This is a genomic window from Methylobacterium variabile, from assembly GCF_001043975.1.
Classification (GTDB): Bacteria; Pseudomonadota; Alphaproteobacteria; order Rhizobiales; family Beijerinckiaceae; genus Methylobacterium; species Methylobacterium variabile.
Window position 1 is genome coordinate 1 of sequence record NZ_LABY01000196.1, and the last position, 25,689, is coordinate 25,689.

Consider the following 25,689-nt stretch of genomic DNA (forward strand, 5'->3'; position numbering starts at 1 on the left):
CGCTCTACCGCATCCACGGCACGACCGACCCGGGCTCGATCGGCCGGGCTGCCTCGTCGGGCTGCTTCCGCATGCTGAACGAGGACGTGATCGAGCTCTACCGCTTCGTTCCCGTCGGCACCCGGGTCGAGGTGATCTGACGCCGCGGCGTGCCGGTCATGGGCGGGGCTTCGCCGCCAGAACCTGACCGCCCTCCAGCGCGGCTTCCCGGTGGTGCCCTGCCGCGCCCCGTGGCGATGGCCGGCAGGTCAAAACGGAGATCCGGGCGACGTTCCGGCGGCAGTGGAAGGTTTGCATCGTCGCCCCGTTTGCATCGTCGCCCCGCTGACTTGATCCATATCAATCCTGCCACGAGCCAAGATCGTGGAGGCAGGGAAATTATCCGGCCGCCCTGACGGAACGCTGGGACGCCCGGTCGATTCTCTCCGCAGCGACGCTCGCTCTTGCTGGAGCCGGCGATGACCGATCGCGACCGGAATCCGGAGGATGAGCGCCCGGCCCGGCGGCCGGCCGGCACGCCGAAAGGCCCGGCCACGTGAACCCGACACGGTGACGACCATGCCCGAGACGAAACCCGACACCCCCGACGAGACCAAGATCTCGACTGGCCCCAATGCGCGCCCGCGCGACGCGACTATCGCCCAGACCGGCCAGGGCCTCCCGAACGATACCAGCGCCCCGGTCGAGATCGACGAGGAGGAGGCGAAGCGCATCGAGGACAAGATCCGATCGCTCTGAGGGCGGCTCGCGCGGCCCCGGCTTGGCGCCGGGGCCGCGTCACTTGTCCTTGGGCACGATGGTGATGCCGCCGGTGTGCTCGATGATCGCCGACTGCACCTCCGCGAAGCTCCGGATGCCGTTCTGGCGCATCTCCGCGACCACGTCGCGCTCGTCGATGCGCAGCCGGTGCATCTGCTGCCAGTCCCAGGTGCCGTTGGAGTAGATCACCACCGGCGTGCCCTCCGCCACCTGCCCGACCACCGGCCACCACAGCTTCAGCCGCGACACGGCGAGGTGCATGCCCGCGACCGTGCAGGCGGCGAGCAGCGCGCCGGTGATCGAGCGGTCGGTGCCGAGGATCGGCTGCACCGCCACGCCGCCGAACAGAAACACGACCGCCATGTCGAGGGGGGTGGCCGAGCGCATGATGCGCCGCGTGGTCACCCGCAGGAGGATCAGCACGATCGCGTACATCAGCGCGGCGGTAAGGACGGTGCGCATCCGGGGCGTTCCTCGTCACGGATAGATCAGGAGGGGCAGTTCCACCGTCCGGCCAAGGGCGGAGACCCTTGCGGTCGTGGCGCCGTACTCCCGGGGCGCGAGCATGAGGGTGATGTCGCCCCGGCGCTCGGACCCGAGACGGAAGCGGTAGGTGACCCCGGCGGGCGTGGCATCGACCGACTCGGCCCGCGGCTGCGTCGCGCTCACGGAGACGTGCTCGAGAAAGTCGGCGCTCAGGTCGAGCGCCACGTGCTCGTCGTCGAGCGGCCGGGCGATCGTGACCCTCATCTGGGACGGGTAGCCTGCGCGCAGGAAGCGGTCGTAGCGCAGCACGAGGGGCGTGCCCGGCACGGCGCGCTCGGCGCGGGCGAGGGGACCGTCGCCGAACAGGCCGGCGAGGCCGGCCGCGATCGTGAGGCCGATCAACACCTGGACCACGGTCTGGAAGACGTTCCATCGCCGCTCGAAGCCCGGATAGGTCCGGATGTCGGTCGCGCTGTCGTCGGATCCACTCAGCATCGGCCCGCACGCCCCGTCCGGCCGTCCGCGTTGCGCAGACCGGGACCGGCGGCCGGCCCGCCGCCCCGCACGTGCGCCGGCGGGGCGGGAACGCGCCGGACCCGGCCTGCTCTTCGTGACTGAATCGCGATCATGGTCGAGATGGATCTGATCTTTCTTCTGTCATCGCCGGCCGAGTTCCGCCCGACATCCTGGGATCATCATGCAGGAACAGGCGGCCCGCCCGCCTCAACGTGCGGCGTGTAAGGCGGTTCGGCCGGAATCTGCGCCGATACATCTCACGCAAGGGCAGATCATCGGGCGGGCATCGCATCCGCACGAGCGCCCTCCTGCCCGCGGCGAATCGAGAGGCCTACCGCGCCACCGCAGCTCTGCCGGTCCCCGGGAGGGGCGCCGGACGCCGCAGCCCGCGCGACAGGGTCAGACCGGCAGCTCGAACGCCACCCCGAGGCGCCGGTGCCGGCGCCACACCACCCGGCAGCGGCGCATCACGAACTCCCCGGCGATCGCGAGGGTGATCGCGTCCGTCACGACGGTCCCGGCCGGGACGGCGAGCGTGGCGCCGGTCGCCGTCAGGGCGAGCACCCGGCACTCCACCACGGGCGAGCGCGACGCGAGGATGATCTCCCCGCGCGAGCCCGGATGCCCATCCGTCCGAGCGGACACCAAACCCATTCCCCGGCCTCGAACCGCATTGAGGAGCGTTTTTAGCTCATTTGGCGCATGATCGCCCGAGGAGAAATCGACCGGGCGTGCCAGGATCGGGAGACTGGGGGCGAATCGGGTGCGCCTCCAAGTGCTCGCACCGCAAAATCGGCGCGTTCCGGCGTGAAGACCCCCCCGATGCTCACGCTGCCACCACCGCCCGATCCGCCCGCCCTCGTGCGGCCCGCCACAGCCGCGCCCTGCGACGGGACGGTTCGCGCGCGCCTGCTGTCACCGCCCCAGGGTGACGACGACACCGTCCCGCTCACCTGCAGCCTGCGCCTCGCACCGGAGGACCAGGTGCTCAGGCACATCGTGATCGAGGGATCGGCGGCCTCCGGCCTGACGCTCGACTGCGCGGGTGCCGCGATCGGCCGTCCGAACGTGCCGGCCCATCTCGGCGACTACACGATCGCGATCCGCTCGCGGCCGCCGGCCCAGCCGGGCGGGCGCTGGGACCGCCCGTCCGACATCCGCATCCGCGACTGCGTGGTGTTCGGGCATGTCCGGATCTGGGGGATGGGCGAGAACGGGCAGGGGCCTCTCGTCCGCGACTCCTCGCGCAGCCTCGGCCACACCGAGCGGGCGCAGGCCGCCGCGCCGACGGCCGTGACGATCACTGGCACGACGATCACGGCCGCCGGGCCGATCCCGCTCTATCTCGGTCCCGGCGTCACGCGGGTCACCCTGCGGGACTCGCGCCTGGACGGCCGCTCGGTCTCGACGGCGATCTACCTCGACGCCGAGAGCGCGGAGAACCGCATCGAGAACAACGACGTCACGACAGCGCTGGGGCGCGAGGCCGTCGCCGTCGACGGCTCGGCGCGCAACCGCATCACCGGCAACCGCTTCACCCTGGGCGGCCAGGGCGGTGTGCGCCTCTACCGGAATTGCGGGGAAGGCGGGACGGTGCGCCACCAGACGCCGTCCGACAACGTGATCACCGGCAACATCTTCCGCACCGGCGGCTGGTTCCAGGCGGCACCGATCGTGGTGAATTCCCGCAACGGCTGGCGGCTGAATTGCGGGGAGGATGCGGGCTATCCGTTCGGCAGCAGCCTCGACAATTCCGACGGCGGAACCGGCAACGTCGTGGCGCCCAACACCGTCGAGTGACGCCTGCGTCCAGGCCCGCCTCTCGAACCTCCGCCTCGGCGGCGGACCACAACTCGGAGAGGCTTTCCGAAGGATCGTTCGAAGACTGCAACACGGCACGCAATACAGCCGCAATGGCCAGGCCTTATCTCGCCGGCATCGACGGTCGCTTGAGACCGCGGAGGCAAGAGTACGGTGCTGCACGTCTTTCGGATCTTCGCTGCCGCTGTCGTCCTGACGGCATGGGGCCAGGCGGCTCCCGCCCTGTCGGCACACATCGTTCCGATCGAGCAGCCGGGCCGGACGGCGGACGCCGCGCCCGCTCCCGGGGCGACATGCCCCCTGCGAGCCTGGCCCTATATCGGCTGAGGCCGCCCGCGGACGCGGTTGCGCCGGGAATCGTCCGGGACGGACCTGCCGTCCGGGGGATGGACCCGGCAGGGCCGGGCGTCCTCCGGCGGGCCCGGGCCGTGACCGCCGGAACCGGGCGCCGGACTGCGCCGCGGGGACGACCACCACTCAGTCCTTGTAGGGATCGAACTCACCCGCACCGGCCATGGCGACCGCGAAGGGGCGCAGGGTGTGCAGCACCCGGATCGTGCCCGCGTGCTCCGCCAGCACGTCAGGCAGCCGGCGGTAGGCCTGGGGCGCCTCGTCGATCTCGCCGCCGCGCAGGAGCACGCCGCGCTCGCGGATCCAGGCCTGCCACTCGTCGTGCCGCACGCGGCCGGGCTGGCGGATCTTCCTGCCGCGCTCGTCCTTGACGAACCGGCCCCGGGCTTCGGTGCGCGACATGATCCGTCCGGCGCCGTGGACGGTCGAGTAGAGGCTGTCGCGCGAGCGCTCGCTCTCGACGCCCTCGAGGATCACCGCATCGTCGCCCATCGACCCGCCGACGAACCCGCGCTGGCCCGGGAAGGCGGGCGTGGCGCCCTTGCGCACCACCCAGAGATCCCGGTCGCCGTGGCGCTCGCGCCAGGCCCAGTTGTGGTGGTTGTGCACCGTGTCGGTGACGGACCCGCCGATGATCCGGCGCACCTGCTCGACGACCCATTCGCGCCCCGCATAGGCGTACTGCCCGGCGAGATCGAGGCCGGCGATGTAGCTGCGGCCGATGTCGTGGTCGATCGGCACCAGCGCCGGGGCGACCTCCATGCCGTCCTTCGCGTCGACCAGCTTCAGGTGCTGGGTCGTGATCGCGTGCCCGAGCCCGCGCGACCCGAAATGGACCCCGATCCAGACGAGGCCGTCCTCGTCCTCGAGCAGGTCGACGTAGTGGTTGCCCGACCCGACGGTCCCGAGCTGGTCGCGCGCCTTGCCCTTGAGCGGGGCGGCCCCGATCACGTCGCCCCAGAGGGGCGAGTCGAACAGGGCGTGATCGACCTTCACCCCGTTCTTCTGGCCGACGCCGAAGCTGATGACCTTGCCGATGTCGGCGAGGATCGTGGCGGCCCGGTCGCGCAGGTCGGCGTAGGGCACGTCGAGCCGCACCGCCATATTCCCGCAGGCGATGTCGAATCCGACGCCGGAGATCGAGATGTGATCCTCGTAGGCGATGACCCCGCCGATCGGGTGGCCGTAGCCGAGATGCCCGTCGGCGCAGAGGACGCCCTTCACGGCGCTGCCGAAGGCCATGCAGCGGTCGAGCTGCCCGAGGGTCCTGGCATCGGGCTCGCCGTAGACCGTCACCGGCGGGTCGAGGACGGCGAGGTCGGCCCGGCGCTCGACGACGACCGCGGGCGCCGGGGGTGCGGCGCTCCCCGCCTCCTCGCTCATCGCCGTGAGCGCCGCGACGATCTCCTCCTGCCGTGCACCCGCGGCCTCCATCTCGACCGCCTTGGCGATGCCGGCCTTGAACCACGCCCCGGGCACGAAGCCCCAGGCCCTCAGGGTGCTGCCGTCGATCATTCCCTGTCCTCGCCATATCCCTGCCGATGGACGACCCCCGGCGTCGCCGGCGACGCCGCACAGGGTAGATTACGCTGCGGCATTTGTCCGCCTGTCGGATCAACGGTGATCATCCGGCCGCGATCCATGGCGACGCGGATCGGGAGCCGCATCGCGCGACGGTGCGCTGGTTTAGGGAAGTGGCAGTTGCACAACCTCTGCGCGTAGCGCCGCAGGGCAGGCCTCGCGCCGCCCGACATGGCTGGCGATCCTTGTGCCGGCCCAAGCGCCGTCACCGGGCCAAGCGCAGGCTCAAGCCCCCGCACCGTCGACCGCCAGGACGCGGCGCAGTTGCCGAAAGCATCCAAGGGCGTGAATGGAAGCGAGGGAAAAATCCAGATCCGACAGGAACTTAAAGGGATCTGGCGGAGAGAGAGGGATTCGAACCCTCGATACGATTGCCCGTATACACGCGTTCCAGGCGTGCGCCTTCAACCACTCGGCCACCTCTCCGGGCCCAGCCCGCGGAGCGACGAGGCGTCCGCGCGGGTCAGGTGCCGTCCTCTAGCGGGGCGCGGGCTGCGGCGCAAGCGCGAGATCGTCGGAGCGATCGATTCATCGCCGGGGCTGCGCGCCCACCGTCGCGGCGGAGCAATCGTCGACGTGGGCGTGGCGCCGCTGCAACCGGCGCAGGGGATCCGTCGTTTCGATCAACGGCCGGCGCGGGTGCGTCGGCCGGCCGGGATCGGCCGCCCGAAGACAGACACCGCCCTCCGACCGCGCCGCTTCCGGGCAGGCGCCCCAGGACGGGCCTGACCGGCAAGGACAGGCGACGTGGGAAACGACACCGTGAATGCCAAGGACGAGCGGCCCGTGATCCTGGTGGTCGAGGACGAGGCGCTGACCATCATGGACCTGAGCGACGTGCTCGACGCGGCCGGCTTCGAGGCGCTGCAATCGGCCTCCGCCGAGCGGGCCCTCGGCCTCCTGACCGGACGCGACGACATCGTCGCGCTGATCACGGACGTCGAGCTCTCCGGCAAGACGGACGGCTTCGACCTCGCCCGTGCGGCCGCCCAGATGCGGCCCGACCTGCCGATCGTCGTGGTCTCCGGCCGCAGCAAGCCCGACCCCGACCGGATGCCGCCCCAGGCCCGCTTCATCGCCCGGCCGTGCCGCGGCGACGACATCCTGGACGTCCTCAGGACCCTGATGAAGGCGTAGGGGCCGGCTCGCCGGCCGGCTCCGGCTCGGCCAGCCACACCTCCACCGGGGCGCAGGCCGACCCGAAATCCAGGATCAGGTTGCGCAACCGGCGCCCCGGGCTTCCGGGCGCTCCGGGCAGGTCGACGAACTCTCCCACGGCACGCAGGACACCCTCGATCCTGCGTCGACCCAAGGTCAGGCTGACGGGCGTCCCGCTGCAGGTGTCCACGCTCAAGTTCTCCTCTCTCTGTCAACCGGATAACGCCGCGCGGGGAGGCCCGGTCCAATCGGGTCGCGATCAGGGTTACGGTTAGGTCAACCGCGTGCACGAGGGGAGGGCATGCACTTTGGGGTTGCGCGTTGCTTGCAGCGACCGGCCAAGGACCGCGATGCCGGGGTGAGGGGCGTGCCTCCGCGCGGATCCGGGTTCGTGGGGAAGGGGCGGCAGGCCTCCGTCAGGGAAGACTGCTCATGAGTGTCCGACGATCCCCGCCGCGCGGCCGGGCGCGGCGAGGGCGGCTCCGGGACCGGGGCCCGCGCCGGATCAGCTGCCCGCGCGGTCGCGCAGGGCGGGGATGAACAGCTCCTGCCAGGTCGCCGGCCTGCTCTTCATGATGCCGGCCCGGTGCATGAACGTGACGAACTCCATGATCCCGGTCGGCGTCGCCGAGAACTGGCTGTCCGGATCGTCGAGGATCCGGGCGACCTCCTCGGGCGCCACCTTCACCTTCGAGGCCCGGGCGAAGATCTCGGCGGTCTCGGCCTTGTTCTGGACGATGAAAGCACAGGACTCGTCGAGGGCGGCGAGGAAGGCCTGGGTGACCTTCGGGTTCGCCTCGGTGAAGCGCTTGAGCGCGAACACCACGTCGAGGGTGATGTTGCCGAAGACCTGCGATGCCTTGAGGATGGTGCGGATCTTCGGGTCGGCGCGCTCGACCTGGGTGAAGGGCGGCGAGGCGAAGTGGCCGACGATCTCGGTCCTGCCGGAGAGCAGGGCGGCCACCGCCTCCGGGTGCGGCAGGCCGACGGTGCTCGCATCGAGCTTGGTGTAGTTCTCCGGGCCGAACTGCTTGGCCACCGCCATCTGCAGCACCACCGCGGCGAGCGAGGTCTTGATGCCCGGAATCGCGATCTTGTCCTTCGGGGTGAAGTCGGCCAGCGACTTGATCTCGGGCTTGTTGACGTTGAGGTCGAGCGCCGTCGTCGACAGGCCCGAGACGCCGGTCACCTCGGTCTTGGCGCTGCCGCGGCCCTTCGACCACAGGGCGAGGAAGCCCGGGGCACCGGTGCCGGCGATGTCGAGGGAGCCGGCGATCATCGCGTCGTTGATGACGTTGCCGCCGTCGAGGGTGAGCCAGGTCACCTTGAGGTCGCCCAGGCCCGCCTTGGCGGCCTGGGATTCCAGGAACCTCTTCTCCTGCATCACGAAGAGCGGCAGGTAGAGGATGCCGTAGCCCTTGGAGATGCGGACCTCGGAGACCTCGGCGCGGGCCGGGACGAGGGCCATCGAGAGCGCCAGCGCGGCGCCGGCCGCGAGGCCGAGGAGCTTGCGTGCGAACATGTGCGGGTTTCCTCCCAGACGGCTCCCGGTCCCGATCTCGCCCCCGGCGGGGGGAGGGCGCCGCCGAGGGCCTCGGGTGCGAGACTCGAACGTGCCGTCACGGTGTCAACCGTCCCTCGCGCGGCGGCGGTGCCGGCTTGGCCGGGTGCCGGACCTTGGGATAGCGTCCGAACCTGTTGCCGGCCTGACAGATTTGTCCGGTCGGGACGCGGGAGGAGGTGTCGTGCGCATCCTGCTCGTCGAGGACACGCGGGACGTGGGCGAGGCGATCGCGGCGCGCCTGCGGGCGCTCGGCCACGCGGTGGACTGGGAGGTCGACGGCGCGGCGGGCGACGCGGTGCTGGCGGTACAGGCCTACGACCTCGTCATCCTCGACGTGAACCTGCCCGGGCTCGACGGCTTCGCGATCCTCAAGCGCCTGCGGGCGCGGAAGGGACCGGTGCCGGTGCTGGTGCTCACCGCCCGCTCGCAGGTCGACGACCGGGTCGGCGCTCTCGACCTCGGGGCCGACGACTACTTGGTGAAGCCGTTCGACTTCCGCGAGCTGGAGGCACGGGTGCGGGCGCTCCAGCGCCGCAACAGCGGGCACGCCGACAACGCTCTCGCCTGCGGCAATCTCCGTCTCGACCGCGAGGCCCGCAGCGCCAGCGTCGCGGGCGAAGCCCTCGACCTGACGCGGCGGGAATGGACCCTGATCGAGATTCTGGCGGCCCGGCCCGGGCGCATCTTCGCCAAGGGCGAGCTCATCGAGCGGGTCTTCGCCTTCGAGGAGGACTCGAGCGAGAACGCCGTCGAGCAGATCGTGGCGCGCCTGCGCCGCAAGCTCGCCGCCGCCGGGGCCCGGGCCGAGATCCGCACCCTGCGCGGCCTCGGCTACCAGGTGGTGTGCCAGGATCCGTGACCCCGGTTTCATGATCGCCGCATGATCGCCCGCACCCCCTCGCTGTTCTCCCGCCTCGTCGCGGTTCTGGCCGTCGTCCTGGCGGCGGGGGCGGGGGTGCTGCTCGTCGCCGCCTGGGCCTCGGCGCGGCTCGCTGCCGACGAGGCCTACGACCGGCTGCTCGTCGGGGCGGCGCTCCAGATCGCCGAGACCATCGCCAGCGACGGGCGCGAGGTCTCGGTCGACCCGCCGTTCTCGGCCTTCGAGACCCTGGGGCTGAGCCCGCGCGACCGGATCTTCTACAAGGTGGTCGACCCCGCCGACGGCCTGCTCACCGGGGACGCCGACCTCGCGGTGCCGGTCGAGCGGGCGCGCCTCGCCGCCGGCCCGCTCCTCCTCGACTGGGAGCATCGCGGGCAGGCGGTGCGGGCGGTGGTGGCCGGCCGCTACGTGCCGGACGCGGCGCGGGCGGGCTTCGCCGCCGTGGTGGTGGCCCAGACCCGCGAGGCGCGCCGCCAGCTCGCCCGCACGCTCACCGTGAAGGCGAGCCTGATGGTGCTGGCGATGAGCGCGCTGGCCCTCGGTGCCGTCGCGGTGGCGGTGCGGGCGGCCCTGCGCCCGCTCGGGGCGATCGAGGGCGTGCTGGCGGCCCGCGGCCCCAACGACCTCAGCCCCCTCGGCCTCGCGGCCCCGCGGGAGATCCACCTGCTGGTCGGCTCGATCGACCACTTCATGGGCCGCCTCGCCGGCCACGTCGCGGTGATGAAGCGCTTCATCGCCGACGCCGCGCACCAGATCCGCACGCCGCTGACGGCGCTCGCCGCCCAGCTCGACCTGCTCTCGAGCGAGACCGACGAGGGCCGGCGGCGCGAGCAGCTCGCCCGGGTGCGCGAGCGGACGGCGGAGCTCGGCCGGCTCACCAACCAGCTCCTCAACCACGCCATGGTCATCCACCGTGCCCGCTCAGTGGCCTTGAGCCCGGTCGACGTGGCCGGCCTCGCCCGCCGCACCCTGATCGACGCCGTGCAGCAGGCCGGCGACCGGGTCATCGACGTCGGCTACGAGGGGGCGGACGATCCCGTGACGATCCCGGGCGACGGGATCGCCCTGCGCGAGGCCCTGGCCAACCTGATCCACAACGCCTTCAAGCACGGCGCCGCGAGCCGCCTCACGGTCCGTGTCGGGCGCGAGCGCGGCCGGGTGCTGCTGGCGGTGGAGGATGACGGGCCCGGCATCCCGGCGAGCGAGTGGGCCCGGGTGCGCGAGCCGTTCCAGGCCGCCACGGGGGGCGGGACCGGGTCCGGCCTCGGCCTCACCATCGCGGCCGAGGTCGCGGCGGCCCATGGCGGCGGGCTGCGCTTCGAGGCCCATGCCGAGAGGGGGTTCTGCGTGATCCTGTCCCTGCCCGACGGGGAGGCCCGGCCGTGATCCGGGGCGCCGCGGCCTTCGTGCTCGCCCTCCTCCTCGCCGGACCGGCGCGGGCGGCCGAGGTCAGCCGCTTCCCGGCGAGCGAGACCGCGCGGACCACCCTGACGATCCGCAGCGTCGCCGATGCCGACGCCATGGCGCCGCTGATCCGCGACTACCAGCAGCTCTACCCGGACGTGACGGTGGTCTACCACGAGTACGTCACCACCGCCCTGTTCGACGAGGTTGCGGCGGCCTGCGCGGCCGGGCCGGCGGGCGGCTACGCCGGCGACCTGGTGATCTCCTCCTCGGTCGACCACCTGATCAAGCTCGCCAACGACGGCTGCGCCCGGCCGCACCGCTCGATCGAGACCGGCCGGCTGCCCGACTGGGCCGCCTGGCGCGACGAGGTGTTCGGCTTCACCACCGAGCCGGCGGTGATCGCCTACCGGCCCGACCTCGTTCCCCGGGAGGACCTGCCGCACAGCCGGGTCGAGCTCGTCGACCTCCTGCGGCGCAAGCCGGAGGCCTATGCCGGGCGGATCGGCTCCTACGACATCACGGTGTCGGGCATCGGCTACCTGTTCGCCGTCTACGACGCCCGCGCCGCGGCCACCTACGGCCGCCTGGTCGAGGCCTTCGGGCGGGCGAACCTGCGGGTGCGCTGCTGCACCGGCGAGCTGATCGCCGACCTCGAGGCCGGCCGCATCGCCATCGGCTACAACCTGCTCGGCTCCTACGTCTACGGCGCGATGCGGCGGGGCGCCCGCCTCGGCCTGGTGGTGCCGCGGGACTACACCCTGGTGCTCAGCCGCGCGGCCCTGGTGCCGGTCACCGCGCGGGCCGTGGGGGACGCCTTCGCGTTCCTCGACTACCTGCTGTCCGAGCGCGGCCAGCGGGTCGCCCGCGAGCAGGCCTTCTTCTTCGACCGCACCGGGCCGCTGCCGCCCGGGGTCGACGGGCCGCCGAGCCTCTCGGCCGCCGGCATCTTCCGGCCGATCACCGTCGGGCCGGTGCTGCTCGCGGTGCAGGACCGGGCCAAGCGCGCCCGCTTCCTCGCCGAGTGGCGCCAGTCGATCGGGCCGGAGGCGCAGAAGGGGAGCCGCCGGGCGGAGGAGCCCTGATACGGTACACGTCTCGACGGCAACCCATTGGCCCGCCGGACCGTTGACCGGGCGGAGGTGCGCGTCGCGATGAAGGGATCCCCGTACAGCCTGTGGCTCTCCGCCGCCAACCGGGCCGCCGGCTTCTGGATGGGCCACGCCGCCAACGCGGTGCGGCGCCAGCAGCGCGCCGCGCTGACCGAGCTCGGCAAACCCGCCAAGCCGAAGCGCCGGCGCCGGACGAAACGGCGCGCGGTCTGAAGCCGGAAATGTGCCGCTCAGGACACCTTGACCGGCCCCTTCGCACCCGGGCCGAATCACCTTAGGCTCTCCGGCCTTGAGCCGGCCCGCACGCGAACGGGCCGGCCTTCGGAGGAGGCACCCATGCAGGAGCCGGTTCGCATCACGGTGCGGCCCGACGGCCGCTACACGCTCTACCGCGGCGAGACCCCGCTGATCTTCGGCCTGACCCGCGACATGGCCTTCAGCCTGGCCGAGAGCTGCGGCGTCGTCATCGAGCGGGCCTACAGCATCAACTGACGCCGAGCGTCGCCCTCACGCCTCGCCCCGCGGGCCGAGGCGGGGCCAGAGCAGGCCGGCGGCCAGGGAGGCCGCCGCGCCGCACCCGCAGCCCGCGACCTTCACCATGAAATCGGCGACGCGCCCGTGCCGGGTCACCTCGAGCAGCTGGAACGCCTCCAGGGCGCCCGCCGCCGCGACGGCCAGCACCAGCACCTGCCAGCGGTGGCGCGGGTAGCCGAGGGCGAGGAGGAAGGCGAGCAGCGCGAAGGCGCCGAACCGCTCGATCGAGACGGGCATGCCGCTGATCGGCCGGTATCCGATCGGCGCGACGGTCGCGACCGTGATGGCGGCCAGGATCAGCCAGCCGAGATAGCGTGACGCTCTGGACATGCGGGAGAAGACTCGTGCGGGCCGCGCGGCCCGGTGTCGGGAGGGCGCCGATGGCGGTGCCAGATCGCACCGATCTCCGCAATCCTGACCCGGGATGGTTACGGCCGCGCCAAGAGGGGTTCGAGAAGGGCTGCGGCACAGTGACGTTGGCCGCCTCGGCGGGGAGGCGGCCGGGACGGGTTCGCCGGCGAGGCCGGCCTCGCGTGTCGCGCTTCGCGCCGTCAGCCGAGAGCCGGCGCCACTAGCGCCCCGTTCGCAGCGCCGCTTCCCTCGGCGAACACCACCCGTCCCCCGTCGAGGCGCGCCCGGCCGCTCGCCACCAGGGCCAGCGCCGCCGGATAGAGCCGGTGCTCCTGCACCAGCACCCTGGCGCTCAAGGCATCCTCGTCGTCCTCCGGCAGGACCGGCACGGCGGCCTGGGCGACGATCGGCCCGGCATCGAGTTCCGGCACCACGAAATGCACCGTGCAGCCGTGCAGGCGCACGCCGGCCGCGAGTGCCTGGACGTGGGTGTGGGTGCCGCGAAACAGCGGCAGCAGGGAGGGATGGATGTTGAGCATCCGCCCGGCCCAGGCCTCGACGAACCAGGGCGTCAGCACCCGCATGAAGCCCGCCAGCACCAGGAACTCGACGCCGTGGCGGCGCAAGCTTTCGTCCAGCGCCCGCTCGAAGGCGGCCCGGTCGGCAAAGGCGCGATGGTCGACCGCCTCGGTGGCGATTCCCGCCGCCGCGGCGCGGGCGAGGCCGGGCGCGTCGGGCCGGTTGGACGCGACGAGCACGATCTCGGCCGGGTAGTCCGGCGCCCGGGCGGCCTCGAGCAGCGACACCATGTTGGAGCCGCGGCCCGAGATCAGGATCGCGACCTTGGCGCGACGGGTCGCGGCGTCGGCGCGATCGCTCATAGGGCGAGGCGCCCCGAGAAGGTGACCGGGGCCTCGCCCCGCGGCGTGATCTGGCCGAGGCGGACCGGCGCCTCGCCGGCCGCGGCGAGGGCCGCGCCCACGGCGTCGGCCCGGGCCGGATCCACCACCGCCACCATGCCGATGCCGCAGTTGAAGGTGCGCAGCATCTCGGCCTCGGCGACGTTGCCCTGGCGGGCGAGCCAGCCGAAGACCGGCGGCGCGCTCACGGCGTCGAGGTTCAGCGCGATGCCGACGCCGTCCGGCAGCACCCGCGGCAGGTTGTCGGGGAAGCCGCCGCCGGTGATGTGGGCCAGCGCCTTGACCGCGCCTGGACCGGTCTGCTTCAGCGCCGCGAGCAGCGGCTTGACGTAGATGCGGGTTGGCTCGAGCAGCGCCTCGCCGAGGCTGACTCCTTCGGCGAACGGCGCCGGCGCGTCGTAGCCGAGGCCGGACGCCGCCACGATCCGGCGCACCAGCGAGAATCCGTTCGAGTGCACGCCCGAGGAGGGCAGGCCGAGCACCACGTCGCCGGGCGCGATGCCCGCCACCGGCAGGAGCGCGCCGCGCTCCGCCGCGCCGACCGCGAAGCCGGCGAGGTCGTAGTCGGACCCGTCGTAGAGGCCCGGCATCTCGGCGGTCTCGCCGCCGATCAGCGCGCAACCGGCCTGGCGGCAGCCCTCGGCGATGCCCCGGACGATGTCGGCGCCGACTCCCGGGACCAGCTTGCCCGTCGCGTAGTAGTCGAGGAAGAACAGGGGCTCGGCGCCCTGCACGATGATGTCGTTGACGCACATCGCCACGAGGTCGATGCCGATCGTGGCGTGGCGCCCGGTCTCGATCGCGATCTTGACCTTGGTGCCGACGCCGTCGTTGGCGGCGACCAGGATCGGGTCCTTGAAGCCTGCCGCCTTCAGGTCGAACAGGCCGCCGAAGCCGCCGATCTCCGCGTCGGCTCCCGGCCGGCGGGTCGCCCGCACCAGGGGCTTGATCGCCTCGACCATGGCGTTGCCGGCATCGATGTCGACGCCCGCCTCGGCGTAGGTCATCCCGTTCTGGCGCTCGCCCGTCGTCATCCCGCTGTCCTTCGCTTCCCGCGGCCGCTCACTCGTCCGCCGCTCTTAGCCGCTCTTGCCTGCGACCGCGAGTCGGGGCAGCCCGGAGCGCCATGAAGCCCTCGACGATCGTCCCGAAATCCCTGCCGAACCTCATCACGGCCGCGCGTCTCGCCCTGGTGCCGTTCGTCGTCTGGGCGATCGCCCGCGAGGCCTGGGGCCCGGCCTTCCTGCTCTTCGCCCTCGCGGGCGCCTCGGACGGAATCGACGGCTTTCTCGCCCGCCGCTACGGCTTGGCGAGCCGCCTCGGCGCGGTGCTCGATCCGCTGGCCGACAAGGCCCTGATGCTCGCCGTGCTGGTGAGCCTGACGCTCGCCGGCCTCGTGCCGGCCTGGTTCCCGGCCGTTCTGATCGCCCGCGACGCCCTGGTGGTGCTGGCCGCCGCCCTGGCCCGGCTCGCCGGCCGCCCGCTGGAGACCCCGCCGCTCCTCATCGGCAAGCTCAACACCGCGTGCCAGATCGCCTTTCTGGCCTGGCTCCTCGGCGGCCGGGCCCTCGGGATCGACGCCGCGGGGGCGGAGGCCTGGGCGATGCCGGCGCTTGCGGGGCTGTCGGTCGCCTCGGCGGGAGTTCAGGGCGTCCGGGCGGTGCGCAGCGAAGACCGGGCTTGAAGCCACGCCTTGACCCTGCGGCGGCGCCCTTCCATCTCGGAGCGGCCGGGGCGCGACGGATTCGCGCGTGCGACGGGCTCTCTACGCGATGCCGATCCAACGCCGGGCCGCGATCACCCTGGCCGTCCTCGCCGTGCTGGTCGTCCTGCTCTACCAGCTGCGCGACGTGCTGCTGCCCTTCGTGGCCGGCGCGGCGCTCGCCTACGCCCTCGATCCCGTCGCCGACCGGCTCGAGCGGCTGGGCGTCGGGCGCCTTACCGCGACGCTGATCATCCTGGCGGTGTTCCTCTGCGGGCTGATCCTGGCGCTGATCGTCGTGGTGCCGCTCGCCGCCAACCAGCTCGCGGCCCTCGTCGCCTCGCTGCCGGCGATGATCGCGCGGCTGCAGGCGATCATCGCCGAGCGGGCCGGGCCCTTGATCGAGCGCGCCGGCGGCGCGAGCGCGCTGCAGGACCTGCAATCCTCCGTCGGCAACCTGATGGGGCAGGCGGTGGCCTGGATCCTCGGCTTCCTGCGCTCGCTGTGGTCCGGCAGCCAGGCGGTCGTCGGCATCGTCTCGCTGCTCGTCGTGACGCCGGTCGTGGCCTTCTACCTCCTGGTCGACTGGGACCGGATGATCGCCACCCTCGACCGCTGGGTGCCGCCGCGCCACCGCGACACCGCCCGGATGCTCGCCCGCGACATCGACGGCGCCATCACGGCCTTCATCCGCGGCCAGAGCCTCGTCTGCCTGATCCTCGGCACGTTCTACGCGCTCGGCCTGTGGCTGGTCGGGCTCAATTTCGGCGTGCTGATCGGCCTGATGGCCGGCTTCCTCACCTTCATCCCCTACGTCGGCTCGCTCACCGGCTTCCTGCTCTCCACCGGCGTCGCCCTGGTGCAGTTCTGGCCCGACTGGGTCTCGGTGGTGCTGACGGTCGCGGTGTTCCTGGTCGGGCAGTTCCTCGAGGGCAACGTCCTCCAGCCCAAGCTCGTCGGCGACGCGGTGCGGCTGCACCCGGTCTGGCTGATGTTCGCGCTTCTGGCCTTCGGATCGCTGTTCGGGTTCCTGGGCCTGCTGCTCGCGGTGCCGGTCGCGGCGGCGCTCGGGGTCATCGCCCGCTTCGCGGTGCGGCAATACCTGCAGAGCCGGCTCTACCACGACGGCACGCCGATCCTCACCGCTGACGCGGCGGTGGCCAAGGTCACGGTGGCGAACCCGTCCCCGACCGCCATATCGAAGCCCTGACCCGAGAGAGACGCCCGACCCCCCGCATGACCGACCAGCCGCGCCAGCTCGCCCTCGACCTGCCCGTCGCCCCGCGCTTCGGCCCCGAGGACTTCCTGGTCAGCCCGACCAACGAGGCGGCCTATGCCTGCATCGAGGCCTGGCCCGACTGGCCGGACCCCGTCCTCGTGCTCACAGGCCCGCCGGGCAGCGGCAAGAGCCATCTGGCGGCGATCTTCGCCGAGCGGGCGGGCGCGCTCACCCTGCCGGTCGCCGCCGTGACCGCGGCGGCGGTGCCGGAGCTCAGCCGCGCCGACGCCCTGGTGATCGAGGACGCCGACCGCCCGGAGGGCCGCGACGAGGCCGCCTTGTTCCACCTCCTCAACCTCGCCCGCGAACGGGGCCTGAGCGTGGTGGTGACCGGCTCAGCGCCGGTCGAGGCCTGGGGCCTCGCCACCCCGGACCTGCGCTCGCGCCTGCGGCTTGCCCCCGGCGTCGGCGTCGCCCCGCCGGACGAGGCCCTGCTCAAGGTCGTGCTGGTGAAGCTCTTCCTCGACCGCCAGCTCGTCGTCGACACCAGCGTGGTCGACGCGCTGGCCCTGCGCCTCGACCGCTCGCTCGCCCGCGCCCGCGACGTGGTCGCCGCCCTCGATCGCGAGGGCCTGAGCCGGCGCCGTCGCATCACCCGGCCGCTGGCGCTGGCCACCCTGGCGGCGCTCGAGGGCGACGAGGCGGGGGGCGAGGAGGAGACGTAAGGCACCCGGCGTTTCGTCATGCCGGCCGCAAGTGATGATGGGTGATTCCCGCACCGTTCACGCAAATGTCAAACTGTCCTGTCACCGGGGAAGGCTTCGAGCCCCGCACCCTGGCCTCGACCCAAGGAGGAGCAATCGTGTCGGACACCGCTGCCGGAGCCAGTGCCATCCCGGTCCTCGACGAGACCGAAGCGACGCCTGCGACGATCGAGGGTGCCCGGCGCGACGAGGCGGGGAGCGAGGCGCGCGCGGAATCTGAGGCCGCGCGCGCCGCCGGCGGCGCGGACGTGACCCAGGAGGCCGCCCGGCGGGCGAAGGCCGACGCCGTGGCGGCGGGCCGGGCGCTGCGCCAGGAGCCGGGGCGCTTCGTCAACCGCGAATTGTCCTGGCTTCAGTTCAACCGCCGGGTGCTGGAGGAGGCCTCCAACACCGGCCACCCGCTCCTCGAGCAGCTGCGCTTCCTGTCGATCTCGGCCAACAACCTCGACGAGTTCTTCATGGTGCGGGTGGCCGGCCTGCACGACCAGGTCCGGGCCGGGCTCACCGCCCCCTCGGCTGACGGCCTGAGCCCGTCCGACCAGCTCGCCCGCATCGACGCCGAGGTCTCGGGGCTGGCCCGCGACCAGCAGCGGCGCTGGCGCGAGCTGCGCGAGGAATTGCACCAGCACGGCATCGACCTCGTCGAGGCGATGGACCTCGCGGCCGAGGAGGCGGCCTGGCTCGAGGATTACTTCCTCCAGCACATCTTCCCGGTGCTGACGCCGCTCGCCATCGACCCGGCCCATCCGTTCCCGTTCATCCCGAACCTCGGCTCGACCATCGCGCTGACCCTGGTGCGGCCGCGCGACGCCCGGGCGCTGCGGGCGCTGATCCGCCTGCCCTCGATCATCGACCGCTTCGTGCGCCTGCCCGATCTCACCGGCAGCGGCACCGCCCGGTTCATCGCCATTGAGCAGGTGATCGTGCTGTTCACGAGCCGCCTCTTCCCGGGCTACCTCGTCAAGGGCCAGGGCGGCTTCCGGGTGGTGCGCGATTCCGACCTCGAGATCGAGGAGGAGGCCGAGGACCTGGTGCGCCACTTCGAGACGGCGCTGAAGCAGCGCCGCCGCGGCGTGGTGATCCGCCTCGAGGTCGACGCGAACATGCCGGAGGACCTGCGCACGTTCGTCGCCGACGAGCTCGAGATCGCGGTCGATGCGGTGTTCCTGGTCGAGGGGATGCTCGCCCTCAACGAATTGTCGCAGATCGTCGGGATCGACCGGCCTGACCTCAAGTTCAAGCCCTACAACCCGCGCTTCCCCGAGCGCATCCGCGAGAGCGGCGGCGACTGCTTCGCGGCGATCCGCCAGAAGGACTTCATCGTCCACCACCCCTACGAGTCGTTCGACGCGGTGGTGCAGTTCCTGTCCCAGGCCGCCCGCGACCCGAACGTGGTGGCGATCAAGCAGACGCTCTACCGCACCTCCTCGAACTCGCCGATCGTCGCGGCCCTGGCCGAGGCGGCCGAGGCCGGCAAATCGGTGACGGCGCTCGTCGAGCTCAAGGCGCGCTTCGACGAGGAGGCCAACATCCGCTGGGCCCGCAACCTCGAGAAGGCCGGCGCGCAGGTGGTGTTCGGCTTCATCGAGCTGAAGACCCACGCCAAGCTCTCGATGGTGGTGCGCCGCGAGGGCGACCGCCTGGTGAGCTACTGCCACGTCGGCACCGGCAACTACCACCCGATCACCGCGCGGATCTACACCGACCTGTCGTTCTTCACCGCCGACCCGGTGATCGGCCGCGACGTCTCGCGGATCTTCAACTTCATCACCGGCTACGCCGAGCCGGCGGAGCTGGAGCGGATGGCGGTCTCGCCGCTGACCCTGAAGGCGCGCCTGCTCGAGCACATCGCCGAGGAGATCGCGCACGCCCGTGCCGGGCGCCCGGCGGCGATCTGGATCAAGTGCAACTCCCTCGTCGACACCCAGATCATCGACGCGCTCTACGACGCCAGCGAGGCCGGCGTGCCGATCGACTGCGTCGTGCGCGGCATCTGCTGCCTGCGGCCCGGCGTGCCCGGCCTGTCGGAGAACATCCGGGTCAAGTCGATCGTCGGGCGCTTCCTCGAGCACGGCCGGGTCTACGCCTTCGGCAACGGCGTCGGGCTGCCCCACCACAAGGCCCGGGTCTACATCTCGTCCGCGGACCTGATGAGCCGCAACCTCGACCGCAGGGTGGAGGCGATGCTGCCGATCCTCAACCCGACGGTGCACCAGCAGGTGCTCGACCAGATCATGATGGCGAATCTCCTCGACAACCAGCAGAGCTGGCGTGTACTGGCGTCGGGCGCGAGCGAGCGGATCGAGCCCGCCGCGGGCGAGGAGCCCTTCAACGCGCACAAGTATTTCATGACCAACCCGAGCCTGTCGGGGCGCGGGAAGGCATCGAAGAAATCGAGTCCGCGCGCGCTCAGCCGGCGCGCCCAGCGCGCCTGACGCGGCGGTCGGGGACGGTCCCCGGGGCCATCCGTCCGGCGGCGCTCCCGTCATGAGGACCTGGATGGGCCTGGATCACGCCGCCCCCACGCACACCGCCCCCCTGAACGAGGCCGGACTCGCCCAGATCGAGCCCGGCGCGCCCGTCGCGATCATCGACATCGGCTCGAACTCCGTCCGGCTGGTCGCCTATGCGGGCATCAGCCGGGCGCCGACGCCGCTCTACAACGAGAAGGTCCTGTGCGGCCTCGGCCGCAACGTGCTCTCCACCGGCCGCCTCAACGAGGAGGCGGTGCGGCGCGCCCTCCAGGCGCTCGCCCGCTTCCGGGTGCTGTGCGAGACCATGCGGGTGGGCCAGGTCTTCGTCCTCGCCACCGCGGCCGCCCGCGACGCCGAGAACGGCCCGGCCTTCCTCGAGGCGGCGCAAGAGGCCTGCGGCCACCCGATCGAGCTGCTCTCCGGCCGGCGCGAGGCGGAGCTGTCGGCCTACGGCGTCATCTCGGGCTTCCACGCCCCCGACGGGGTGGTGGGCGACCTCGGCGGCGGCAGCCTCGAACTCGTCGACGTGCGCGGCTCCGCCATCGGCAGCGGCGTGACCATGCCGCTCGGCGGCCTCGCGCTCCAGGACCTGAGCGGCGGCTCGCTCAAGAAGGCCCGCAAGATCGCGGCCGAGGCGCTCAAGAAGGCCTCACCCCAGCTCGACACCCTGCGCGGGCGCACCTTCTACGCCGTCGGCGGCACCTGGCGGGCGCTGGCCCGCCTGCACCAGGCAGCGCGGGACTACCGCCTGCACGTCATGCACGGCTACTCCATCGAGCCGGACGACGAGCTGTCGTTCCTCCAGGTCGTCGAGCAGTCCGACGCCGCGACCCTCGCCGCGGTCGAGAGCGTGTCGGAGGCGCGCCGGCCGCTCCTCGCCTACGGGGCGGTGGTGCTCGAGGAGGTGATCCGCTCCGGGCGTCCGCGGGAGATCGCGATCTCGGCCACCGGCGTGCGCGAGGGCCTGCTGTTCGAGAAGCTCGACGCCGCCGCCCGCGCCCGCGACCCGCTGCTGCTCGCCGCCGCCGAGCTCAACCGCCTGCGCTGCCGCAGCCCCGGCCACGGCCCCGAGCTGCAGGCCTGGACCGACGCCTTCATGGCGAGCCTGTCGACGCCGGAGACCGCCGACGAGCGGCGCCTGCGCCACGCCGCCTGCCTCCTGGCCGATGTCGGCTGGCGCACCCATCCCGACTATCGCGGCGAGCAGAGCCTCAACGTCATCGCCCACGCCTCCTTCGTCGGCATCGACCATCCGGGCCGGGCCTACCTCGCGGTGGCGGTGTTCTTCCGCCACGAGGGCGTCGCCCCCGAGAAGGCGAGCCCGCTCCTGCGCCAGCTCGCCGGCCCCCGCCTCTTCGAGCAGGCGCGGCTCCTCGGCGCGGTCCTGCGCGTCGCCTTCCCGGTCTCGGTGGCGATGCAGGGCATCCTGCCGCGCACGCCCCTGGTGATGCGCGACGGCGCCCTGGTGCTGACCCTGCCGCCGGACCTGCGCGACCTCGCGAGCGACCGCCTGTCGAACCGCCTGCGCGGCCTCGGGCGGCTGCTCGGGGTCGAGGCGCGGATCGAGGTCGAGGGGTGAGGCGGACGATTCGGTGACGCAGGGCTGACGCCGGACGAGGGGGCTCTCGCCCTGAAGCCGACATCCTCGTCGTCGTTCCGGGTCCGCGCAGCGGAGTCCGGCCTTGCCGCGGGCGAGGCCCAGGCACGCTCACGCGTCGAGGGGCGTCACCCTACCCGCCCCAGGATCACCGCCCGCTCCGCCACCGCCTCCGCTCCGACCTCATACGCCGCCACGACCTCGGCCTCCGCCCGCTCGGCCGCCGCCTCGCTGCGGGCATGCACCACCGCCAGCGGCCGGCCCGGCCCGACCTCGGCGCCCACCGGCGCCAGGTCGATGAGTCCGACGGCGTGGTCGATGCCGTCCTGCGGGCGGGTGCGGCCGCCACCAAGGCCGATCACCGCGACACCGATCGCCCGGGTGGCGATGGCGGCGACCCGGCCCGACCGAGGCGCCGGGATCGGGCGCACCACCGGGGCACGGGGCAGGTGGCGCTCCGGATGCGCCATCAGGTCGGAGGGCCCGCCGAGGGCCGTCACCATGCGGGAGAACACCTCCGCGGCGCGGCCGGAGGCGAGGACCTCCTCCAGGCGGGCGGTCGCGGCCTCGGTGTCGGGGCTCAGGCCGCCCAGCACCAGCATCTCGGCGCCGAGCGCCAGGGTGACGGCGTGGAAGCGCGGCTCGCGGCGGCGGCCGGCGAGGTAGTCGAGGGCGTAGGCGACCTCGACGGCGTTGCCGGCGGCGGAGGCCAGCGGCTGGTCCATGTCGGTCAGGAGGGCGCGGGTCGGCATCCCGGCGCCGTTCGCCACCGTGACCAGGCTCTCGGCCAGGGCCTGGGCCTCCTCGGTGCGGGCCATGAAGGCGCCCGAGCCCGCCTTCACGTCCATGACGAGCCCCTGGAGGCCCGCGGCGAGCTTCTTCGACAGGATCGAGGTGGTGATGAGGTCGAGGGACTCGACCGTGCCGGTGACGTCGCGGATGGCGTAGAGGCGCCGGTCGGCGGGGGCGAGGTCCGGGGTCTGGCCGATGATGGCGCAGCCGACCTCCCTGGTGGCGCGCCGGAAGGCGTCGACCTCGAGCGCGGTGGCGTAGCCCGGGATGCTGTCGAGCTTGTCGAGGGTGCCGCCGGTATGGCCGAGGCCGCGGCCGGCGATCATCGGCACGTAGCCGCCGCAAGCGGCAATCATCGGGGCCAGCGGCAGGCTCACGGTGTCGCCGACGCCGCCGGTCGAGTGCTTGTCGAGGACCGGGCCGGGGAGGTCCCAGGTCAGGACGGTGCCGGAATGCGTCATCGCCCGGGTCAGCGCCACCCGCTCGGGGAGCGACAGGCCGCGGAAGAACACCGCCATCGCGAAGGCCGCCGCCTGGCCCTCGGTGACCCAGCCCTCGGTCAGGCCGGCGATGAAGGCCTCGATGGCCTCCGGCGGCAGCGCGTTGCCGTCCCGCTTGAGACGGATCAGTTCCTGCGGCAGCAGCGTCATGGAGCACTCGTCCTGCGGTAAAGGCGGATCAGGGGCCGTGGGCGAGGAGGGCGGCGACGAGGCGCCCGACATCGTCCGCCGCCCGGGCGGCGACCCGCTTGGTCTCGGCGTGGTCCGGGGCGCCGACCTCGTCGCGGGCCCGGAAGCCGGCGGCGTAGTTCGTCACCAGCGAGAGCGCCGCGACCCGCAGGCCGAAGAAGCGGGCGAGGATCACCTCCGGCACCGTCGACATGCCGACGAGGTCGGCGCCGAGGCGCCCGGCCATGCGGATCTCCGCCGGTGTCTCGAAGCTCGGGCCCGAGAACCAGGCGTAGACGCCCTCGCTGAGGGGCACGCCGCTCGCCGCCGCGGCGGCCTTGAGCGCCGCCCGCAGGGGCGGATCGTAGGCGTCCACCATCGGTACGAAGCGGGCATCCGAGGCCTCGCCGTAGAGCGGGTTCATCCCCGACAGGTTCAGGTGGTCGGTCACCAGCGCCAGGCTGCCGGGGCCGGCCTCGGCCATGAGCGAGCCGGCGGCGTTGGTGAGGAGGAGCGGCGGGGCGCCGAGCGCCGCCACGACGCCGACCGGGACCCGCATCGCTGCGGCGTCGCCGTGCTCGTAAGGGTGGGCCCGGCCCTGGAACAGCAGGACCGGCCGGCCGCCGAGGCGCCCCGCCACCAGCCGGCCGGCATGGCCCGAGACGCCCGAGGCCGGGAAGTGCGGGATCTCGCCGTAGGGAAGGGCGCGCGCCTCCTCCAGCCGCTCGGCCAGGGGGCCGAGCCCGGTGCCGGTGACGAGGGCGAGCGCGAAGGGACCCTCGATGCCGCGCGCCTTCAGGACGGCGGCGGCCTCGGCGACCCGGGGATCGTCCGGTGCGGCGCTCACGCGAGGTTGTCCGGCCCGAACGACGCGGGCAGCAACTCCTCCAGGGTGAAGGTCCGCCGCACGCCCCCCGGCCCGGCGACATGGACGGGAAGATCCGGGGCCCCGAACTCGCGCAGGCGCTGGCGGCAGGCGCCGCAGGGCGTGACGAGGGCCTCGCCGTCGCCGAGGACCAGGATCGCGGCGATGCGCCGCCCGCCCCCCGCCACCATGGCGGCGACCGCCCCGGCCTCGGCGCAGGTGCCGACCGGATAGGCGGCGTTCTCGACGTTGCAGCCCGCATGCACCGCCCCCGCCTCGTCCAGCAGGGCGGCGCCGACGCGAAAGCGCGAGTAGGGCGCGTGCGCCCGCGCCTGCACCGCGCGGGCGGCGGCGAACAGGGTGTCGATCGGGTCCATCCTCGCTCCGGTGGGCGCTGGGGAGGCCCCGATCATGGCCGGGCGGCGGCTTGCCGTCGAGCCCGTCGACAAGCCGCCGCCGCGGGCCTACACCCGCACTCTCTCCAATGGGTCAGGATTTTCGAGCGATGCTGGGACGGTTCGAGCGCGGCGGGTCCGGCGAGGCCGTCGTGGAGTACGGCGACAGCAACCTGCGGGTGGTGCGGCCCGGCCGCTTCGTGCGCTGCGGCGTGACCGGGGCCGAGATCCCCCTCGACGCCCTGCGCTACTGGAGCGTGGAGCGCCAGGAGGCCTACGCCGATCCCGACGCCGTGATGGTGCGCCTGCGCGAGGCGTCAGAGGCGGCGCAGAAGGCCGGCTAGGGCCTCGGGGTCCTCGAGCGCCAGCACCACCGGCAGCGTCCCGACGGGCATCTCCGCCGGCAGGCGCACCCGGTCCTTCTCGGTCGTGACCAGGAGGAGGTCCCGGCGCGCCGCCTCGGCCGCGAGCGCGGCGGCCTCCGCCGCCGTGAAGGCGTGGTGGTCCGGGAAGGCGCGCGCGTCGCGCAGGTCCGCCCCGAGGTCGCGCAGGGTCGAGAAGAACTTGTCCGGCCGGCCGATCCCCGCGAAGGCGAGCAGCCTGCGCCCGCGCAAGGCGGTGGCCGCCGCCGGGTCGGGCACGAGCCGGCCGCGCAGGGCCGGCAGGCCGCGGGCCTCCGCCTCCGCCAGCACCCGCGCGCCGGGCGCGCCGTCCCCGATCACCAGGGCGGCGTGGATACGCGGCCACTGCGCCGCCGCCGGCGCCCGCAGGGGGCCCGCCGGCACCACCCGCCCGTTGCCGAGGCCCACGGCGCCGTCGAACACGGCGAGCGCCAGGTCCTTGGCGAGGCTCGGGTTCTGCAACCCGTCATCCATCACCACGACATCGGCGCCGGCCTCCCGGCAGGCCTGCGCCCCCGCGACGCGGTCGCGGGCGACGATCGTCGGCGCCGCCCGGGTCAGCAGCAGCGGCTCGTCGCCGACCGCGGCCGCGTCGTGCCGCGCGGGATCGACCCGCACCGGGCCGGAGAGCCGCCCGCCATAGCCCCGGCTCAGGAAGGCCGGCCGGCGGCCGAGGTCCCGCAGCAGACCCGCCACCGCGAGTGCGGTCGGCGTCTTGCCGGCGCCGCCGAGGGAGAAGTTGCCGATGCAGACCACCGGGCAGGGCGCTGCCGCGCCGGGCCTCGCCATGCGGCGGGCGGCCAGCGCTCCGTAGACCAGGCCGATCGGCGCGAGCAGCCGCGCCGCCGGCGCCCGGTCCGCCCGCCACCAGAAATCCGGGGCCTGCCGCCTCACGAGGCGAACCGCCCGGCGATCTTCAGCTGGCAGATGAAGGGCTCGAGGGCCGCCATCGCCCGATCGGTCGCGCCGCCGGCGGCCTCGACCGCCGCCGCCCCGGCCCGGGCCATGGCCTGGCGGGCGGCCGGGTCGGCCAGGAATTCCTCGACCGCCGCCGTGAGCTCCTGCCCGTCCCGCACCGTCCGGGCGCCGCCGGCCCGGCCGAGGGCGCCGTAGACCTGGGCGAAGTTGCGCACGTGCGGCCCGTGCAGGATCGCGGCGCCGAGCCGGGCCGGCTCGATCGGGTTCTGGCCGCCGTGGCGGGCGAGGGATCCGCCGACGAAGACGAGGGGGCACAGGCGGTAGAACAGGCCGAGCTCGCCCACCGTGTCGGCGACGTAGAGGTCGACCTTGTCGTGCGGCTGCCCGCCGGCGGCCCGGCGCCCGACGCGCAGGCCCGCCGCCGCGGCGTCGGCGGCGACCGCGGGCCCGCGGTCGG

Annotated in this window: 28 protein-coding genes and 1 tRNA gene; 15 read left to right on the forward strand and 14 right to left on the reverse strand. The window is 73.2% G+C overall.

Going from position 1 to position 25,689, the window contains the following annotated elements; genetic code table 11:
• A partial coding sequence (locus tag VQ02_RS36085; RefSeq protein WP_157080817.1) for a L,D-transpeptidase occupies positions 1 to 140 on the forward strand: 140 nt, incomplete at its 5' end.
• A gap of 418 nt (positions 141 to 558) precedes the next feature.
• Positions 559 to 738, forward strand: a complete 180-nt coding sequence (locus VQ02_RS25865) for a hypothetical protein (protein WP_048447120.1) — start codon at positions 559 to 561, stop codon at positions 736 to 738.
• A 39-nt stretch (positions 739 to 777) separates the two neighbouring features.
• Here the strand turns inward: VQ02_RS25865 and VQ02_RS25870 are convergent, their stop codons facing one another.
• From VQ02_RS25870 to VQ02_RS25880, 3 genes are all read right to left on the reverse strand, one after another.
• Positions 778 to 1,221 (reverse strand): DUF421 domain-containing protein, encoded by a 444-nt coding sequence (locus tag VQ02_RS25870; RefSeq protein ID WP_048447121.1) that lies wholly within the window; start codon positions 1,219 to 1,221, stop codon positions 778 to 780.
• A gap of 15 nt (positions 1,222 to 1,236) precedes the next feature.
• Complete coding sequence (locus VQ02_RS25875; protein WP_048447122.1) at positions 1,237 to 1,740, reverse strand: hypothetical protein; 504 nt, start codon at positions 1,738 to 1,740, stop codon at positions 1,237 to 1,239.
• Positions 1,741 to 2,160: 420 nt separating this feature from the next.
• Positions 2,161 to 2,406, reverse strand: coding sequence for a hypothetical protein (locus VQ02_RS25880; RefSeq protein WP_157080818.1), 246 nt, complete (start codon positions 2,404 to 2,406; stop codon positions 2,161 to 2,163).
• 177 nt (positions 2,407 to 2,583) lie between these two features.
• Between VQ02_RS25880 and VQ02_RS25885 the strand changes: the two genes are divergently transcribed.
• Positions 2,584 to 3,561, forward strand: coding sequence for a right-handed parallel beta-helix repeat-containing protein (locus VQ02_RS25885; protein ID WP_048447124.1), 978 nt, complete (start codon positions 2,584 to 2,586; stop codon positions 3,559 to 3,561).
• 498 nt (positions 3,562 to 4,059) lie between these two features.
• Here VQ02_RS25885 and VQ02_RS25890 read toward each other — a convergent pair whose 3' ends face one another.
• The gene (locus VQ02_RS25890) at positions 4,060 to 5,448 is read right to left on the reverse strand and encodes an RtcB family protein (RefSeq protein WP_083469461.1); all 1,389 of its coding nucleotides are present in this window, start codon (positions 5,446 to 5,448) and stop codon (positions 4,060 to 4,062) included.
• 402 nt (positions 5,449 to 5,850) lie between these two features.
• A tRNA-Ser gene (locus tag VQ02_RS25895) sits at positions 5,851 to 5,940 on the reverse strand.
• 321 nt (positions 5,941 to 6,261) lie between these two features.
• Between VQ02_RS25895 and VQ02_RS25900 the strand changes: the two genes are divergently transcribed.
• Entirely contained in the window at positions 6,262 to 6,651 is a 390-nt protein-coding gene (locus tag VQ02_RS25900) for a response regulator (protein WP_048447125.1), read from the forward strand.
• Between the two features lie 526 nt (positions 6,652 to 7,177).
• Here VQ02_RS25900 and VQ02_RS25905 read toward each other — a convergent pair.
• Positions 7,178 to 8,194 carry an ABC transporter substrate-binding protein gene (locus VQ02_RS25905; protein WP_048447126.1) on the reverse strand — a complete coding sequence of 339 codons (1,017 nt, stop codon included), beginning with the start codon at positions 8,192 to 8,194 and terminating at the stop codon, positions 7,178 to 7,180.
• 223 nt (positions 8,195 to 8,417) lie between these two features.
• On the opposite strand from VQ02_RS25905, the gene VQ02_RS25910 reads away from it, so the two are divergent.
• The 5 genes from VQ02_RS25910 to VQ02_RS38385 all read left to right on the forward strand — a co-directional run bounded on the left by VQ02_RS25910 (position 8,418) and on the right by VQ02_RS38385 (position 12,124).
• Positions 8,418 to 9,095, forward strand: coding sequence for a response regulator transcription factor (locus VQ02_RS25910; RefSeq protein WP_048447127.1), 678 nt, complete (start codon positions 8,418 to 8,420; stop codon positions 9,093 to 9,095).
• Between the two features lie 21 nt (positions 9,096 to 9,116).
• Positions 9,117 to 10,502 carry a sensor histidine kinase gene (locus VQ02_RS25915; RefSeq protein ID WP_048447128.1) on the forward strand — a complete coding sequence of 462 codons (1,386 nt, stop codon included), beginning with the start codon at positions 9,117 to 9,119 and terminating at the stop codon, positions 10,500 to 10,502.
• Positions 10,499 to 11,605: an ABC transporter substrate-binding protein gene (locus VQ02_RS25920; protein WP_048447129.1), complete on the forward strand. Its 1,107-nt coding sequence runs from the start codon at positions 10,499 to 10,501 to the stop codon at positions 11,603 to 11,605. Before VQ02_RS25915 ends, VQ02_RS25920 begins: the two co-directional genes overlap by 4 nt.
• 69 nt (positions 11,606 to 11,674) lie before the next feature.
• Positions 11,675 to 11,845: a hypothetical protein gene (locus VQ02_RS25925; RefSeq protein ID WP_157080819.1), complete on the forward strand. Its 171-nt coding sequence runs from the start codon at positions 11,675 to 11,677 to the stop codon at positions 11,843 to 11,845.
• A gap of 123 nt (positions 11,846 to 11,968) precedes the next feature.
• Complete coding sequence (locus VQ02_RS38385) at positions 11,969 to 12,124, forward strand: hypothetical protein (protein ID WP_167350793.1); 156 nt, start codon at positions 11,969 to 11,971, stop codon at positions 12,122 to 12,124.
• A gap of 15 nt (positions 12,125 to 12,139) precedes the next feature.
• Here the strand turns inward: VQ02_RS38385 and VQ02_RS25930 are convergent, their stop codons facing one another.
• The 3 genes from VQ02_RS25930 to purM form a co-directional block, all read right to left on the reverse strand.
• Entirely contained in the window at positions 12,140 to 12,496 is a 357-nt protein-coding gene (locus VQ02_RS25930) for a hypothetical protein (RefSeq protein WP_048447131.1), read from the reverse strand.
• Between the two features lie 221 nt (positions 12,497 to 12,717).
• Positions 12,718 to 13,398, reverse strand: coding sequence for a phosphoribosylglycinamide formyltransferase (purN, locus tag VQ02_RS25935; RefSeq protein WP_048447132.1), 681 nt, complete (start codon positions 13,396 to 13,398; stop codon positions 12,718 to 12,720).
• Positions 13,395 to 14,471 carry a phosphoribosylformylglycinamidine cyclo-ligase gene (gene purM, locus VQ02_RS25940; RefSeq protein WP_048447133.1) on the reverse strand — a complete coding sequence of 359 codons (1,077 nt, stop codon included), beginning with the start codon at positions 14,469 to 14,471 and terminating at the stop codon, positions 13,395 to 13,397. Before purM ends, purN begins: the two co-directional genes overlap by 4 nt.
• A gap of 92 nt (positions 14,472 to 14,563) precedes the next feature.
• Here purM and VQ02_RS25945 point away from each other — a divergent pair, with 92 nt between their 5' ends.
• The 5 genes from VQ02_RS25945 to ppx all read left to right on the forward strand — a co-directional run bounded on the left by VQ02_RS25945 (position 14,564) and on the right by ppx (position 21,175).
• Positions 14,564 to 15,121, forward strand: coding sequence for a CDP-alcohol phosphatidyltransferase family protein (locus VQ02_RS25945; RefSeq protein WP_048447134.1), 558 nt, complete (start codon positions 14,564 to 14,566; stop codon positions 15,119 to 15,121).
• Positions 15,122 to 15,215: 94 nt separating this feature from the next.
• The gene (locus VQ02_RS25950; RefSeq protein WP_048447144.1) at positions 15,216 to 16,349 is read left to right on the forward strand and encodes an AI-2E family transporter; all 1,134 of its coding nucleotides are present in this window, start codon (positions 15,216 to 15,218) and stop codon (positions 16,347 to 16,349) included.
• Positions 16,350 to 16,375: 26 nt separating this feature from the next.
• Positions 16,376 to 17,083, forward strand: a complete 708-nt coding sequence (locus VQ02_RS25955) for a P-loop NTPase family protein (protein ID WP_048447135.1) — start codon at positions 16,376 to 16,378, stop codon at positions 17,081 to 17,083.
• Between the two features lie 110 nt (positions 17,084 to 17,193).
• Entirely contained in the window at positions 17,194 to 19,557 is a 2,364-nt protein-coding gene (locus tag VQ02_RS25960; RefSeq protein ID WP_425339926.1) for an RNA degradosome polyphosphate kinase, read from the forward strand.
• A 64-nt stretch (positions 19,558 to 19,621) separates the two neighbouring features.
• Positions 19,622 to 21,175 carry an exopolyphosphatase gene (gene ppx / locus VQ02_RS25965; RefSeq protein ID WP_048447136.1) on the forward strand — a complete coding sequence of 518 codons (1,554 nt, stop codon included), beginning with the start codon at positions 19,622 to 19,624 and terminating at the stop codon, positions 21,173 to 21,175.
• Between the two features lie 146 nt (positions 21,176 to 21,321).
• Here the strand turns inward: ppx and deoA are convergent, their stop codons facing one another.
• From deoA to VQ02_RS25980, 3 genes are read right to left on the reverse strand one after another with little or no spacing between them, the layout of a single operon-like run.
• The gene (gene deoA, locus VQ02_RS25970; RefSeq protein ID WP_048447137.1) at positions 21,322 to 22,635 is read right to left on the reverse strand and encodes a thymidine phosphorylase; all 1,314 of its coding nucleotides are present in this window, start codon (positions 22,633 to 22,635) and stop codon (positions 21,322 to 21,324) included.
• A 28-nt stretch (positions 22,636 to 22,663) separates the two neighbouring features.
• Positions 22,664 to 23,500: a purine-nucleoside phosphorylase gene (locus tag VQ02_RS25975; protein ID WP_048447138.1), complete on the reverse strand. Its 837-nt coding sequence runs from the start codon at positions 23,498 to 23,500 to the stop codon at positions 22,664 to 22,666.
• On the reverse strand, positions 23,497 to 23,895 hold the full coding sequence (locus VQ02_RS25980; protein ID WP_048447139.1) for a cytidine deaminase: 399 nt from the start codon (positions 23,893 to 23,895) through the stop codon (positions 23,497 to 23,499). Before VQ02_RS25980 ends, VQ02_RS25975 begins: the two co-directional genes overlap by 4 nt.
• Before the next feature lie 128 nt (positions 23,896 to 24,023).
• On the opposite strand from VQ02_RS25980, the gene VQ02_RS25985 reads away from it, so the two are divergent.
• Positions 24,024 to 24,257 (forward strand): DUF2093 domain-containing protein, encoded by a 234-nt coding sequence (locus VQ02_RS25985; RefSeq protein ID WP_048447140.1) that lies wholly within the window; start codon positions 24,024 to 24,026, stop codon positions 24,255 to 24,257.
• On the opposite strand, the gene lpxK is transcribed toward VQ02_RS25985, so the two are convergent.
• Together lpxK and VQ02_RS38390 are read right to left on the reverse strand one after the other, a co-directional pair.
• Positions 24,231 to 25,208, reverse strand: a complete 978-nt coding sequence (gene lpxK, locus VQ02_RS25990; RefSeq protein ID WP_048447141.1) for a tetraacyldisaccharide 4'-kinase — start codon at positions 25,206 to 25,208, stop codon at positions 24,231 to 24,233. The two genes, VQ02_RS25985 and lpxK, sit on opposite strands and share 27 nt — an antisense overlap.
• A partial coding sequence (locus VQ02_RS38390) for a 3-deoxy-D-manno-octulosonic acid transferase (protein WP_048447142.1) occupies positions 25,205 to 25,689 on the reverse strand: 485 nt, incomplete at its 5' end. The genes VQ02_RS38390 and lpxK, both read right to left, overlap by 4 nt.